The sequence below is a fragment of the Pseudomonas sp. ATCC PTA-122608 genome (assembly GCF_001952855.1).
Taxonomy (GTDB): Bacteria; Pseudomonadota; Gammaproteobacteria; order Pseudomonadales; family Pseudomonadaceae; genus Aquipseudomonas.
This window is the reverse complement of sequence record NZ_LPNO01000006.1, coordinates 220300-236319: the sequence shown is the minus strand read 5'-3', so window position 1 is coordinate 236319 and position 16020 is coordinate 220300. Positions and strand designations below refer to the sequence as shown.

Here is a 16020-nt window from a genome sequence, read left to right as displayed (position 1 = left end):
GGGACACCTGACTCCCACATTTCAGCATTCAAGGAGCCGGACATTGTCCGGCTCTTTCATGTGTTCAACACCCCCGCGTGCCCCCGGGCGTTGAGCCGGTATTGGTGTAGGAGAGGTTCAAGTGCAAGCATTGCTCGATTCCGTAGAGTCACTGTCACCCAAGGAACGCAAGGCGCTGGCCACCTTGCTCAAGCGACAGGGCGTCAACCTCTATGGGCTCACCCCGATATTCAAAAGGGCCAGTGCCGAGCTTCCTTTGCTTTCCTACGCGCAGCAGCGCCAATGGTTTCTCTGGCAACTGGCACCGGACAGCAGCGCCTACAACATTTGTGCCGCGCTGCGCCTTGAAGGTGTGCTGGATGTGGATGCCCTGCGCGCCAGTTGCCAGGCATTGGTGGAGCGCCATGAAGTGCTGCGCACCACCTTTCGTCAGGAAGACGACCAGACCGTGCAGGTGGTGCATCCGACGGGAGGCTTCACCTTGCAGGTCGATCCGTTGGCGGGCGCCGACCTCGACTGGCAGATCAAGGCGTACGTGCAGGCACAGACCGCCCAGCCGTTCGACCTGGAGCAAGGCCCGCTGCTGCGCATGAACTTGCTGCGGGTGAGTGAGCAGGACCATGTGCTGGTATTGACGGTGCATCACATTGTTGCTGACGGCTGGTCGATGCCGATTCTGGTCAACGACCTGGTGCAGTTTTACGCCGGCCACTGCCAGGGCCAGGCGGTGACGCTGCCTGAGTTGCCGATCCAGTACGCCGACTATGCCCTGTGGCAGCGCAACTGGATGGAAGCCGGCGAGCGTGAGCGTCAATTGGCGTATTGGCTGGAGAAGCTGGGGGGCGAGCAGCCGGTGCTGGAACTGCCCGCCGACCGCATGCGCCCGACGGTGCCCAGCGGCGCCGGTGCGCGCGTGGCGATGGATCTGGACGTGGCGTTGCTTGGATCGCTCAAGGGCTTGGCGCAGCAACACGGCGTGACCTTGTTCATGGTGCTGCTGGCGTCCTTCCAGGCGCTGTTGCATCGCTATTCCGGGCAGCGCGAAATCAGGGTCGGCGTACCCATTGCCAACCGTGCCCGCAGTGAAACCGAAAGCCTGATCGGCTTCTTCGTCAACACCCAGGTGTTGAAGGCCGAATTCGATCCGCAGCTGCGATTCAGTGACTTGCTGCAACAGGTCCGGCAAACCGCGTTGGATGCCCAGTCCCATCAGGACCTGCCCTTCGAACAACTGGTGGAGGCGCTGCAACCCGAGCGCAGCATGAGCCACAGCCCGTTGTTCCAGGTGATGTTCAACCACCAGACCCAGGTTGCCAACACCAGCCGTAACTTGCCGGGCCTGACGGTCAGTGGGCTGGACTGGCAAAGTCATACCACCCAGTTCGACCTGACCCTCGACACCACCGAGCACGCTGCCGGCCTGTCGGCCTCCCTGACCTACGCCGTCGACCTGTTCGATGCCCGTACCATCGAGCAGCTCGGTCGGCACTGGCACAACCTGCTGATTGCCATTGGCCAACAGCCTGCACAGCGGATCAACGAGTTGCCGCTGCTCTGCGCCGACGAGCGCCAGCGCATCGTTGAGGACTGGAACCGCACTGCGGCGTTCTATCCCCGCGAACACTGTGTGCCGCAACTGTTTGAAGCGCAGGTTCAAGCCACTCCGGATGCCTGTGCACTCACCTTTGCCGGGCAGTCGCTGACCTACCGACAGCTCAATCGACAGGCCAACCAACTGGCGCACAAGCTGCGCGACCTGGGTGTCGGCCCGGAGGTGCTGGTGGGCGTGGCACTGGAGCGCGGGCTGGAGATGATTGTCGGCCTGTTGGCGATCTTCAAGGCCGGCGGTGCGTATGTGCCCCTGGACCCGAACTACCCTCGTGAACGCCTGGCGCACATGATGAGCGACAGCGGCCTGAAACTGCTGTTGACCCAAGGCAGCCTGGTGGAACAACTGGCGGTGCCGGCCACGGTCAGCAGTCTGTGCCTGGACCAGGCTCCCGGCTGGTTGGGTGACTGCAGCGAAGAAAACCTGCCGGTGCTGGCTTTGCCGGCGAACCTGGCCTATGTGATCTACACCTCCGGCTCCACGGGTTTGCCCAAGGGCGTGACGATTCGCCACGATGCCTTGGTCAATTTCCTCTGGACCATGGCTGAACGTCCGGGCGTCGACGCCGGCGACCGTGTGCTGTCCCTGACCTCGTTATCCTTCGACATCGCAGGCCTTGAGCTGTACCTGCCGCTGCTGCGGGGGGCCTGTGTGGTGCTGCTGCAAGACCAGCAGAACCAGGACCCCCACGCGCTGCTCAAGGTGATCGACGAGCAAGCCGTCAGCGTGATCCAGGCCACCCCCTCCACCTGGCGCATGCTGCTGGATGCCGCTCCCCCGCAGGCACTGGCTGGCAAGAAAGTCCTCAGCGGCGGCGAAGCCCTGACTGCCGAGTTGGCCGAACGCCTGATCGCCCAGGCGGGCCATGTGTGGAACCTGTATGGCCCGACGGAAACCACCATCTGGTCGGGCGTGCACTATGTGCAGCGCAGCAGCGACGTCTGGCTGGGACGCCCTGTCGGCAACACCACGTTCCATGTGCTGGATGGCAACTTCGATGCTGTCCCGGTGGGCGTCAGTGGTGAGCTGTACATCGGTGGAGAGGGCTTGGCCCGCGGGTATCTGCAACGTCCCGGGCTGACCGCCGAGCGCTTTGTGCCGGACCCGTTCGGTAACGGCCGTCTTTATCGCACGGGTGACCTGGTGCGCTACCGCCAGGAGGGCGTGCTTGAGTACATCGGCCGTCTCGACCACCAGTTGAAGATTCGCGGGTTTCGTATCGAGCTCGGCGAAATCGAATCGCGCCTGCAGGCTCATGAATACGTGCGCGAAGCGGTGGTCATCGACATCGACGGGCCGTTGGGCAAGCAGTTGGTGGCTTATCTGGTCAGCCACGACCCAAGCGCCCACCAGGCCGATGACGACACCCAGAATGCCTGGCGACAAACCCTGAAAACCTGCCTGAAACAGCAGTTGCCGGACTACATGGTGCCGACCTACCTGGCCTTTGTAGAAAAGATGCCGCTGACACCCAATGGCAAACTGGACCGCAAGGCCTTGCCGCGGCTGGACGCCAACAGTGCCCCGCAAGCGAGTTATGTGGCGCCGCACACCCCGCTGCAAGTGGCGCTGGCTGAGATCTGGGCGCAGGTGCTGAAGGTCGAGCAAGTTGGCCTGAGTGATAACTTTTTTGAGCGGGGTGGCCATTCCCTTTTGGCAACGCAGATGATCGGCCGTATCCGTCAGCGCCTGGGCCTGGAAGTGCCGCTGCGTCGGCTGTTCGAGGCCCAGGACCTGGCCGGCTTTGCCGAACTGGCGGGGCGGGCAGCGAGTGCTGCCAGCGTGCAGGCGATTACCCCGGTCGACCGCAGCCAACCCATTGCGGTGTCTTATGCACAGCAACGGCAGTGGGTTCTTTGGCAACTGGAACCCACCAGCGCCGCCTACAACATCAGCGCGGCCTTGCGCCTGAGCGGGCCTCTGGACAGCGAAGCGCTGCGTCGTGCGTTCGAAGCATTGATCGGCCGCCACGAAACCCTGCGTACCACGTTTACCCAGGACGGCAATACGCCGTTGCAGGTCATCCATCCGGCCGGCGAGTTTGTGCTGCCAAAGGAGGCCTTGGCCGGGCAGGCGCAGTTGGCCGCGCGGGTTCAGGCCCTGGTGCAGCAGCCGTTCGACCTGGAGCACGGGCCGTTGCTGCGGGCACGCTTGCTGCACTTGAGCGACGAGGAGCAGGTGCTGGTATTGACCCTGCACCACATCGTGACTGACGGTTGGTCGACACCGATCCTGGTGGACGAACTGGTGCAACTCTACGCCGGCTTCAGCCAGGGCCAGGCGGTGGACCTGGCCCCGTTGCCGATCCAGTATGCCGACTACGCCGCCTGGCAACGCCAATGGATGGAGGCCGGCGAACGCGACCGGCAGCTGGCGTACTGGACGCAAAAACTTGGCGGCGAGCAGCCTGTGCTGGAGTTGCCCACCGACCGTGCGCGCCCGGCATCGCCCAGTCGTGCCGGCGCCCAAGTGGCCGTCACCCTCGAACCTGCGTTGATCAATGACCTGAAGGCCCTGGCCCAGCGCCAGGGTGTCACGCTGTTCATGCTGTTGCTGGCCTCGTTCCAGACCTTGCTGCACCGCTACTCGGGGCAGGCCGAGGTGCGTGTCGGCGTGCCGGTGGCCAACCGTACACGGGGGGATATCGAGCGATTGATCGGTTTTTTCGTCAACACCCAGGTGCTCAAGGCCGAATTCGAACCGTTGGTGAGCTTTGCCCAGGTATTGCAACAGGTCAAACAGACAGCGCTGGAGGCCCAGGCCCATCAGGACTTGCCATTCGAGCAATTGGTCGATGTGTTGCAGCCCAAGCGCAGCCTGAACCACAGCCCGTTGTTCCAAGTGATGTTCAACCACCAGACCGATGCCAAAAGCAGCCGTCAGCCATTGCCGGGGCTTACCGTCGAAGGGCTCGACTGGCAGGCCCACAGCACGCAGTTCGACCTGACGCTGGACACCGTCGAGCATCAGGATGGCCTGTCGGCAGCGTTCACCTACGCCAGCGAACTGTTCGACGCCGGCACCATCGAGCAGTTGGGGCAGCATTGGCGCAATGTGTTACTGGCGGTCATCGAGCAACCCTCGCAACGGGTCGAAGACCTGCCGCTGTTGGACGATGCACAGCGCCGCAAAATTGTTCGAACCTGGAACCGCACCGAAGCCGTCTACCCCGGTGAGCGCTATGTCCATCGTCTGTTTGAGCATCAGGCACGCCAGCAGCCTCATGCCACGGCATTGCTGTTTGCGGAGCAAACGCTGAGCTACGCGCAACTCAACCACCGTGCCAACCGCCTGGCGCACAAACTGCAGGCGCTGGGCGTCGGCCCGGAAGTGTTGGTGGGTGTGGCCCTGGAGCGTAGCCTGGGGATGGTGATCGGCTTGCTGGCGGTTCTCAAGGCGGGGGGCGCCTACGTGCCCCTCGACCCGGATTACCCGTCCGACCGCCTGGCCTATATGTTGGCCGACAGCGGGGTGGGCTTGCTGTTGACCCAGAGCGCGTTACTGCAACAACTACCGGTCCCCGAGTCGGTGCAAACCGTCTGCCTGGATCAGGACGGAGACTGGCTGGAGGGCTACAGCGACCGTAACCCTGAGCCGTCGCTGGCACCGGGCAACCTGGCCTATGTGATCTACACCTCGGGCTCTACGGGCCGGCCAAAGGGAGCAGGCAATACCCATGAGGCGTTGCTGAATCGGCTCAACTGGATGCAGAAGGCCTACGCCTTGCACGCCGATGACACGGTGCTGCAAAAAACCCCTTTCAGCTTCGACGTCTCGGTGTGGGAGTTCTTCTGGCCGCTGATGGCCGGCGCGCGACTGGCTATTGCCCAGCCAGGAGAACACCGCGACCCGGAACGCCTGCGCGATGCAATCTTGCGTTACGAGGTCAGCACCCTGCATTTCGTGCCTTCGATGTTGCAGGCCTTCATGGCGTGTGAAGGGGTGGAAGCCTGTCGTGGCATCCGCCGCGTAATCTGCAGCGGCGAGGCGCTGTCCAAGGCTCTGTCGGAGCAGACCCGTGCCCGTCTGCCTGGCGCAGGCTTGTACAACCTCTATGGTCCGACCGAAGCAGCCATCGACGTCACCCACTGGACCTGCGGCGAAGAGCACGGGGTCAGCGTGCCGATTGGCAGGCCGATCGATAACCTCAAGACCCATATTCTTGAGTCGAGCCTGAACCCGGCGGCACGCGGTGTCAGCGGTGAGCTGTACCTGGGGGGTATTGGCCTTGCCCGGGGCTACCACCAACGTGCGGCCCTGACCGCCGAGCGCTTTGTACCCGACCCTTTCGACCCGGTGGGAGGTGGCCGCTTGTACCGCACCGGCGATCTGGCGCGTTACCGGCAGGAGGGCGTCATTGACTACGTCGGGCGAATTGACCACCAGGTGAAAATCCGTGGCCTGCGCATTGAATTGGGTGAGATCGAGGCGCGGTTGATGGAGCATCCGCAGGTTCGCGAAGCGGTGGTGCTGGCGGTAGGCGGGCCTTTGGGCACGCAACTGGTTGGCTATTTTGTACCGGTGAACAGTGCCTCAGCCCAGGCTGGCGATGCGTTGCGCAGCGAGCTGGCAAGCTTCCTCGGCCAGGGGCTGCCGGACTATATGGTGCCTGCGCACCTGATCAGCCTTGATGGCATGCCCGTCACGGCCAACGGCAAGCTCGCCCGCAACCTGTTGCCTGCGCCGGATGTCAGCCAGGCGTTGGTTGACTACGTTGCCCCGCGTTCGGCGATTGAGCGCCAATTGGCGGATATCTGGCAAGACGTGCTGAACCTGCCCCGGGTAGGGATTACCGATAACTTCTTCGCCTTGGGCGGGGATTCCATCATCTCGATCCAGGTGGTCAGTCAGGCCCGGCAGTCGGGTTTGCAGATGGCGCCCAAGGATCTGTTCCTGCAACAGACCATCGAGAAACTGGCCGCCAACGTGGCCCCGGTTCGTGCCCAGGTCAATACGCAACCGGTCACCCTGCATGGGTTGAGCGAACAGCAGGTGCAGGCCTTGCCCATTCCCCATGGGCAGGTCGAGGCCGTGTACAGCCTTTCACCGATGCAGCAGGGCATGTTGTTCCTGGGGCTGAACAGCAATCCTGAAGACGAGCTGTACATCAATCAGCTCAACGTTTCGGTCGACGGCTTGCATGTAGAGCGCTTGCGCCAGGCCTGGGCCGACGTGGCGCAAAGGCACGACGTGTTGCGCACCGGGTTCCTCTGGCAAGACCTGGACGAGCCGCTGCAATTCGTCCTGCGCGACGTTGCCCTGCCGATGACTGAACTCGACTGGCGCCATGAGGCGGCCACGGACGGATTGATCAAGGACATGGCACGGGACGAGCGCCTGCGGGGCTTCAACCTCGACCAGGCGCCGTTGCAGCGTGTGGTGCTGATCCGCCTGGCGGATGACCGTTATCAACTGATCTGGACCTATCACCATATCCTGCTGGACGGGTGGAGCACGTCCCAGTTGATGGGCGAAGTGTTGGCCCGATATTCCGGGCAAACCCTGGACCCTGTGGTGCCGTATCGCAATTACATTGGCTGGTTGCGCCAGCAGGACCGCGTGATCAGCGAAACCTTCTGGCGTCGCCAGTTGGCCGAGTTCCAGGAGCCGACTTACCTGGCGGATGCCTTCGCCAGCGGCGAGCGCGAGCATGGGCACAAAGCCCTGTACAGCCGCTTTACACCCCAGGTGACCCAGGGTTTGAAGGCGTTTGCCGCGGCGCAGCGCATCACCCTGAACACATTGGTACAGGGCGCATGGCTGTTGTTGCTCAGCCGTTACAGTGGCCAGCGCAGTGTGTGTTTCGGGGCTACCGTGGCCGGGCGTCCGAGTGCCTTGCCGGGCGCGCAGAGCATGTTGGGGCTGTTCATCAACACGTTACCGGTGATCCACGACGTCGATCCGCAAGCCCGTGTGGGCCAGTGGCTGCAGGCTGTGCAGCGGGTCAACCTGGAGCTGCGCGACCATGAATACACCCCGCTGGGGGATATCCAGCGTTGGGCCGGGCGTTCCGGGCAGGCTTTGTTCGACAGCATCATCGTCTTTGAAAACCAACCGCTGGATCGCACTTTGCGGGAGTGGAAGGATGATTCGCTGCGTTTCGGCGACGTCGGCGGGGCGGGCCTGACAGACTTCCCGATGGACCTGATGGTGACCCTGGAAGACTACCTGGCGATTGAGTACATGTACCTGCGCCAATGCTTCAGCGATGTGGCGGTGGAAGGGATCCGGGCCAACATGGAAGCGTTGCTGCTGGCACTGTCGGCGAACGCCGACCAGCGTGTCGGCAATCTCGGCCTGCTGCACACGCCGGCCGTGTACGCCCCGACCCCAGTTCAAAACCTGCCGCAGCCTTTGGTCCACCAACGCATCCAGTACTGGGCCGAGCACCAGGGCAGCGCAACGGCGGTCAAGGTCGGCAACCGAAGCCTGTCGTTCGCCGAGCTGGAATCCCGCGCTAACCAACTGGCCCATCAACTGATCGCCGAAGGCGTGGGGCCGGAAGTACGGGTCGGCGTGGCGTTGCCTCGTAGCGAAACCATGATCGTGGCTTTGCTCGCGGTGCTCAAGGCGGGGGCCGCCTATGTGCCTATCGACGCCGCTTACCCGCGTGAGCGCCTGAGCTATTTGATCCAGGACTCCGGCATCGCTTTACTGTTGACCGATTCGCGGCTCGCCGCCAGCCTGCCAATCAGCCCGGCGTTGCATGTGCTGGAGCTTGACCGCCTGGACGGCAGCCAGTGGCCTGTTACCGCGCCAGCGCATCGGGTGCACGAGGAAAACCTCGCCTACGTGATCTACACCTCCGGTTCTACCGGCCAGCCCAAAGGCGTGGTGGTCAGTCATGGACCGTTGGCGATGCATTGCCGTGCGGTGGGCGAGCGCTACGAAATGAGTCCCGCCGACTGCGAGTTGCTGTTTATGTCATTCGCCTTCGACGGTGCCCACGAGCGCTGGCTCACGACGCTCACGCACGGCGGTTGCCTGTTGCTGCGTGACGACGAGCTCTGGACCCCCGAGCAGACCTACGAGGCCATGCACCAACACGGCGTCACTGTGGCAGCGTTCCCACCGGTGTACCTGTTGCAGTTGGCCGAACACGCACGGCTCGATGGCAACCCGCCGTCGGTGCGGATCTACTGCTTTGGCGGTGACGCGGTGCCAGAGGCCAGTTATGCCCTGGCCCGTGAGGCGCTTAAACCGCAGTACATCATCAATGGTTACGGGCCGACGGAAACCGTGGTTACGCCACTGATCTGGAAGGCTGCTGAAGGCCAGGCGTGTGGGGCGATTTATGCGCCGATCGGCGAATGTGTGGGCCAGCGCAGTGCCTACGTCCTCGACATCGACCTCAACCCGCTGCCGGCGGGTGTCGCGGGGGAGTTGTACCTGGGCGGGGAGGGTGTTGCACGGGGCTATCTGAACCGTGCCGCGCTCACGGCCGAGCGCTTCGTGGCCGATCCGTTTACCCCGGGTGGCCGCCTGTACCGCACCGGCGACCTGGTGCGCCAGCGCGAGAGCGGTACGTTCGACTACCTCGGTCGCCTGGATAACCAGGTGAAAATCCGCGGGTTCCGTATCGAGCTTGGAGAGATCGAGGCCCGCCTCAATGCGATGCAAGAGGTCGGGCATGCCGCCGTCGTGGTGCGCGAGGGGCCTGGCGGCAATCAACTGTTTGGGTACGTCACGCTTAACGGCGATGAGGACGGCGGGATCGTCGAGCAACTGCGCGAGCGCTTGAAGCAGGCGCTGCCGGAGTACATGGTTCCGGCGCAATTGATCGTGCTCGACCGGCTGCCGCTCAATCCCAATGGCAAGCTGGACCGCAACGCCCTGCCGATTCCGGATGCACGCAGTGAATATGTGGCACCGCGCAACGAGCTGGAACAGGCCATGGCGGATATCTGGCAAAGCATTCTCAAAGTGGAGCGGGTCGGGGTAACGGATAACTTCTTTGAGCTGGGGGGTGATTCGATCCTCAGCATGCAAGTGGTGGCCAAGTCCCGCAGCCTGAAGAAGTTCGGTTTCACCCTGCGCCTGCGGGACCTGATCCAGAAGCCGAGCATTGCGCAGCTCACCGCCGTGCCTGGCAAGAACGTGCCGCTGCTGGCCCTCAATGCCGAGCTCGGTGCCACGCCTGCGTTGTTCTGTGTACATGCCGGTTTCGGCACGGTATTCGACTATGAGCCGCTCGCACGCCGTCTGAACGGCAAGTGCTCGGTGATCGGTATCCAGGCCCGACAACTGCTGGACCCGAGCTGGCAGGATCAATCGCTGGTGGCCATCGCCCGGGACTACGTCGGCTATCTGCGGAACAAACAGCCCCAAGGCCCTTATCGCTTGTTGGGCTGGTCCTTGGGCGGCACCTTGAGTCTGCTGATGGCGGCTGAGCTTGAGCAGCAGGGGCAGACGGTCGAGTTTGTCGCGTTGCTCGACAGTTTTGTGCCGTCACCCGCCAACGCCGAACAGCAGGACCATTGGCTGGATGATTTGAGCGAGCTGTTGCGGGCGACGGCACCCGACGCGGGGGCCGTGGATGTCAGCGATACCCGCCAGGAAAGCCCGCAGCTTGCGCGTGCCCTGATCAGTGAGGCCCTCAGCCAACGGCCGGCCACGCATGGCCTGGGGGTGGATGAGCTGGCGCAGGTATTTGCCTGCGCCCGTACCCTCAAGCGGCTGTCCCGCGAGCTGGATTATTGCCCGAAAGTGACGGCGCGCCCCCTGAGCTGGTGGGTGGCGGGGCGTGAAGATGAACAACGTGAGCTGGCCCGGCAGATCGGTTGCCCCGACCTGCCTGGCCTCCCGCTGACCTGCGGGCACTTTCAGGTGCCCAGGGAGCTGTCGGTGTTGCTTGAACTGGAAGACGCCCTGGATGGTTTGACCATCGTCGCCGAGCCTTCCTGAACCTTGACCTGTGTCGACAGGCGCCGCCACCGGCGGCGCCTGTCTGGAGAAACCTTGCCCATGCCCCTTAATCCTGATCTCGCCGCCTACCTCCAGTTGGTGGAAAGCGGCCGCCGCAGCGGAAAAGCGCTGCCGATGCACCAGCTGCAACCGGAAGAAGCCCGTCGCCAGTTCGATCAATCCTCGGCACTGATGGACCCGGGTGCCGATGAGCCGGCGTTTATCGAGTCGCGTACCTTCACGGCCCGCGATGGTCACCGTGTAGAGGCCCGGTTGTACCGGCCGCCCGAACTGGACGCTAGCCAACTGAGTGGCGCCGTGCTTTACCTGCATGGCGGGGGTTATGTGGTGGGCAGTCTCGACTCCCACGACGCCCTGTGTTGGAACCTGGCTCAGGAGTGCGGGTTGCCGGTGTTGTCGGTGGGTTACCGGCTGGCCCCGCAGTGGCGGTTTCCGACGGCATTCAATGATGCCCAGGACGCGTGGCAATGGCTGGCGCTCAATGCGCGGGAACTGGGTATCGATGCTGAGCGCATGGCGGTCGTTGGCGACAGCGTTGGCGGTAGCCTGGCGACGGTGCTTGCCAGCAGCCTCGCTGGCCAGGAGGAGCTGCCTCGCCCGTGTCTGCAGGTGCTGATTTACCCGGTGACCGATGCCAGCCGCATCAGTGCTTCGGTGGAGCGCTACGGGGTTGGGCACTTGTTGGAAAAAGACACCCTGGAGTGGTTCTACCAGCAGTATCAGAACGATCCGGCCGACCGCCTGGACCCGCGTTTCTCGCCGCTGCTCGGCGAGGTGAGCGCTCACGTGGCGCCGGCCTTGCTGATCGTGGCCGAGTGCGACCCGCTGCATGATGAAGCGGTGGCCTACGCCCGGCATCTCGAGGCTGGGGGCGTGCAGGTGCAACTGGAGGTGTTCGAGGGCATGTCCCATGATTTCTTGCGCATGGGCTCTATCGTTGATGAAGCCGATGTCGCTCGGGAGCGTATTGTCCTGGCGTTGGCCGAGCGCCTGGGCTGACACACCGGTTTTACGGTGGGCATAAAAAAACCGCATCCCCAGGGATGCGGTTTTTTTTACGCCGTTTAACCGCTATCAGAAGGTGTACTTGGCGGTCACGGTGAAGTTGCGTGGGTCACCGTAGACGTCATACGGGCTCCAGGTGGAGTTGCTGGCGATGCCCTGGTAGTACTTTTTGTCGAACACGTTGTTGACGTTCAGTTGGGTGTCCAGGTTTTTGGTGACCTGGTAGCCGGCCATCAAGCCAACGATGGCATAGGCGTCCTGCTCGACGTGGAAGTTTTGACGCTGGCCGTTGAAGGTGCTGACGCCTTTGTTATACGTACCGCTTTGGCTATAGACGTTGGCACCGATACGCAGTTTGTTCAGGTCACCTTGCAGGTGGTACGTGGTATTGGCCTTGAACAGGTGGCGTGGTACGTCGGTGTCGAACAGGGTGCCTTCCTTGTTCTTGTCGGCATCTTTCTCGTACAGCGCCTGGGCGTAGGTGTAACCGGCACCCACTTGCCAGTTCGGCGTCAGCGCACCGTTGATCTCCAGCTCGATACCCCGGCTCCTGACCTTGCCCGCGGCTTCATAGCAAGCGTAGCTGCCGGTCGGGATGACCTTGCAGCTGGTGTAGTCGGCCACTTCAGCAGCGCGGTTGAGCTGGTCGATCTGGAACAACGAGGCGCTGGCGTTCAACGCGCCGTCAAAGTATTCGCCCTTGATACCCACTTCATAGTTCTTGCCGGTGATGGGCTTGATACTGGCACCGAGCTCGTCCTTCTCGCTTTGTGGCTGGAAGATATCGGTGTAGCTGGCATAGAGCGAGTAGGTGTCGTCCAGGTCATAGATGACACCGGCATAGCGGGTCAGGTTACGCACCACCTTGGTTTTGCCCGAGGTGTAGTACTGGTCGCTGATCTGGTTGTAGACATCATTGGAGTCGTACCAGTCCAGGCGCGCGCCGAGAATCACCTTCAGCGGATCGGCCACATTCCAGCGAGTCGTGACGTAGAGGCCTTCCTGGTTGACCTTTTCGCTGAGGGAGTAAACGTCTGGAACGGTTGGTTTTGGCTGACCTTTGGGGTTGAAATTGTTGATGTCGACGTTGTTGAAGAAGATCGTGCCGCCGGTGGCTTCGGTCTTGAGCTGGCGCTTGCTGGCGCCCACCACCAGTTCATGCTGGCGGCCGAACAGCGCAAACGGGCCACTGGCGAAGAAGTCATAGGTGGACTGGTCGTAGTCGCGGCTCTGGTTGAACACACGTTGCCGGTAGGAGTAGTCGCTGTTGCGTTCCAGCACTGCACCCAGCAGCTTGAAGTCGGACCAGTTTTTCGACGCGCCAAAGTGCAGGCGCCAGTCGTTGTCGAGGCGGTGATCCACTTCGGCGAACACGGTTTTGTTGTCAATGTCCTGGTGCGACCAGTTGTAGCCGAACGTCTGGGAGCGCGAGAAACCCATGCTGCTGCCGTCGGGGTTCACCGGTAAACCGCCCCAGTTGATGTTGTTATTGTCATTCTGATCAGACGCGCCCACGGTCAGGGTGGTGCTGTCGTTGAGGTCAAATTCGGTGATGCCGTAGAACACGCCGCGCTCGCGACCTGCGTAGTCCTGGTAGCTGTCCTTGTCCTGGTAGGCGCCGACGAAGCGACCACGCACGGTGCCGCTGTCATTGACCGGCCCCGACACATCCAGCTCGCTGCGGTAGTTGTCCCAACTGCCGGCGCTGCCGGTGACGCTCGCCTGGAACTCCTTGGTAGGACGCTTGCGCACCATGTTGATGGCGGCCGAAGGGTCACCGGCGCCTTGCATCATGCCCGTGGCACCGCGTACCACTTCGACACGGTCATAGGGGGCCAGGTCGGCGGTGGCGACCCAGTCGGCGGAATAGGTCGTGGGCAGGCCATCGAACATCAGGTTGTTGATGGGGAAACCGCGGGCGAAAAACTCACTGTTGGCCGGTCGCGCCGCGGACAGGCGCAGGCCCGGTGCCGCCTGGACCACATCGTCGAGGCTGCGCATGCCCTGGTCGTCCATGCGCTGGCGAGTGATCACCGTCACCGCCTGCGGGGTTTCACGCAGGGACAAGGGTAACTTGGTGGCCGTCTGCATTGCGCCGGTGGTGTAGGAACCGCTGTTTTCAGTGGTCGACCCCAGTGTCTGGCCATTGATGGTGGTCGCGCCCAGTTCCAGCGCGCCGCCCGCCGAGGCACTGACGGTCACCGCAGAGCCTTGCACCTGGAAATGCACGCCGCTGCCCTGCAGCAAGGTGGCGATGGCGGCAGAAGGGTCCAGGTTGCCATGCACGGCGGTGCTGCGCTTGCCCTCAAGGTCCTGCGGGCTATACAGCACTTGCAGGTTGGATTGGGTACCGAAAGCCTGCAACGCACTGCTCAACGACTGCGCCGGAATGTTGAAGGGCATTTCCTGGGCGTGTACCAGCATGGGCAGAAGCCCTGCCAGGCCAGCCGCGCAAACGCGCAGATTTGGCGTGAGCGCGTGGCGAATCATCATGGCCAGGACGTGGGGGCGAAGTCGATGTGCAGGCATTATTGGAGTGCTCTTAAGGGTCAACGATCGAGAGATCTTAGTGAGATTACTTCTCAGTTACCAAGTGAGACGCACGTCATCGGCAAAACCGGAAATTAAACCTCGGCAATTTCCTGTTGTTGTGCCGTGACCTTGCCCGAGCGCATGTGCACCAGTTGGTCGGCGACGTCGAAATAGCGGTCGTCATGGCTGATGACGATGATGGTCTTGCCCAGGCGCTTGAGGTCCGGCAGCAGTTCGGTATAGAAAATCCGGCGGAAGGTCGGGTCCTGGTCAGCCGCCCATTCGTCAAACACCAGCACCGGCCGTTCCTCAAGCCAGGCATTGACCAGGGCCAGGCGTTTGCGCTGGCCGGTGGAGAGGTCGGTGGTGGTGAAGGCGCCGTCCTTGATGCTGACCTTGTGGGCGATCTCCAGGCGTTGCAGGTATTGGTTGGCGGTGTCGGGGATGTGCAGGTCGTCGCGTACCAGATCATCGAACAGGTAGTAGTCGGCGAAGATCGTGGTGAACAGTTGGCGATAGTCGTCGCGGTTCTCGGCTGTGATGGCGTGGCCGTTGAGGCGCACCTCACCCTGTTGTGGTGCGTAGAGCCCCAGCAACAGTTTGATCAGCGTGGTCTTGCCGCAACCGTTCTCGCCGACGATAAAAATAATGTCGCCTTGCTTGATGTTCAGGTTCACGGGGCCCAGGCGGAAGGGTTCGCTGCCTTCCACGGGAGGGAAATCAAAGCGCACGTTATTCAGCTCAAGGTTGTGCACCACGGTTTTCGGTGCTTCGGCGTCGCTGAGCAACAGGTGTGGCTCCGGCGAAGAGAAACGCTCCGACAGATCGGCAATGCGCCGGAAGGCAATTTGAGCGCGGCTGACGATGGGCAGTGTGCCGATCAAGTGCTCAAGCGGGCCTTTCATGTACAGCAGCACGAGGACGAAACCGCTCATGACGGTCTTGTCGGCACTCGGCCAGTAAGCCTGCAAGGCCAGGGCGAGACCGATGACCACGAAAAACAGCATCGAGCCGAATGTCTTGGCAATGATGAAAATATTGACCGAACGTACCTGGGTGTCGCAGATGCTATTGGCCGCCGCCTGGATGCCGTCCACGTTCATGCGATGGCGACGGGGGCGGTGAATGCGCAACTCCTTGGCGCCGGAAGCAATCGCGGTGTAGTGCTTTTGCAGCTCTTCTTCCTGCTCCCGTGCTGCGTAGAAACCACTCATGCCGCGCGCCCGGGCTATGTACTGGGCAACGCTGCCGATGACGATGGCAATCAGCATGATCAGGAACATTGGCCACGAGAGCATCGCCAGGTAGCCCAGGCAACCGAGGGTTACCGTCAGGGAAATGGCCAGGGGCGCAAAGGCGAAGGAGAAGTCGCTGATGGTGTCGATGTCGTGGGTCAGTACCGGTATGAGCCGGTGATTGCGGTAGCGCTCGATCTGTTCGATGGGCGCCGACAGGACTTTTTCGCCGAGCTCCTTGCGCAGTCGCGCGATGATTTTCTGGCCCACATAGTTGGTGCCGATATCGGAAAAGATCGAGCTGGTCAGCGCCAGTACACACAGGCCGGCGAACAGCAGGACCACGCCTTGGGTCAAGCCTTCGTCCGAGTGCAGCGAGGTGTTGATGGTCGCCAGCAGGGTCGTGATGGCGAGGCCACCTACCATGCCCAGCACAATCGAGAGCGTCACAATGGGCCAGAAGGGTTTGAGCAGGGCGAACAGTTCGCTGATGGCGCCGCGTGGTTGGCTGGTCATGAAATCTTCCTGTGTGTGGGGATGCCCGGCAATTGCGGGCCGAAACGGGCAGGCACGAACGATCCGCAAGGCAAGCCTGGAGGCTTCTGGCCTGCTGGGTTCTTAGCGAATAGACGAAGGGAGTGGTGCGGGATTTAGGGCAGCATCGCGCGGCGCACGCGCAGTGGTGAGGGGCGGGCGCCCTCACCACATGGTTTT

General features: G+C 62.4%; 4 protein-coding genes. 2 read left to right on the top strand and 2 right to left on the bottom strand.

Translation table 11 applies throughout. The features are described 5' to 3' along the window. Window positions 1-121: 121 nt before the first annotated feature. Together AU074_RS08165 and AU074_RS08160 are read left to right on the top strand one after the other, a co-directional pair. Window positions 122-10513 carry a non-ribosomal peptide synthetase gene (locus AU074_RS08165; RefSeq protein ID WP_076014289.1) on the top strand — a complete coding sequence of 3464 codons (10392 nt, stop codon included), beginning with the start codon at window positions 122-124 and terminating at the stop codon, window positions 10511-10513. Between the two features lie 60 nt (window positions 10514-10573). Further along, window positions 10574-11533, top strand: coding sequence for an alpha/beta hydrolase (locus tag AU074_RS08160; RefSeq protein WP_076014288.1), 960 nt, complete (start codon window positions 10574-10576; stop codon window positions 11531-11533). Window positions 11534-11608: 75 nt separating this feature from the next. On the opposite strand, the gene AU074_RS08155 is transcribed toward AU074_RS08160, so the two are convergent. Next, entirely contained in the window at window positions 11609-14068 is a 2460-nt protein-coding gene (locus AU074_RS08155; RefSeq protein WP_076014287.1) for a TonB-dependent siderophore receptor, read from the bottom strand. A gap of 95 nt (window positions 14069-14163) precedes the next feature. Next, window positions 14164-15822 (bottom strand): cyclic peptide export ABC transporter, encoded by a 1659-nt coding sequence (locus AU074_RS08150; protein WP_076014286.1) that lies wholly within the window; start codon window positions 15820-15822, stop codon window positions 14164-14166. Between the last annotated feature and the right edge of the window lie 198 nt (window positions 15823-16020).

Coding starts and splice junctions, on each gene's coding strand:
- AU074_RS08155 (WP_076014287.1), bottom strand. CDS start 14,068: ATGCCTGCACATCGACTTCGCCCCCACGTCCTGGCCATGATGATTCGC.
- AU074_RS08150 (WP_076014286.1), bottom strand. CDS start 15,822: ATGACCAGCCAACCACGCGGCGCCATCAGCGAACTGTTCGCCCTGCTC.
- AU074_RS08160 (WP_076014288.1), top strand. CDS start 10,574: ATGCCCCTTAATCCTGATCTCGCCGCCTACCTCCAGTTGGTGGAAAGC.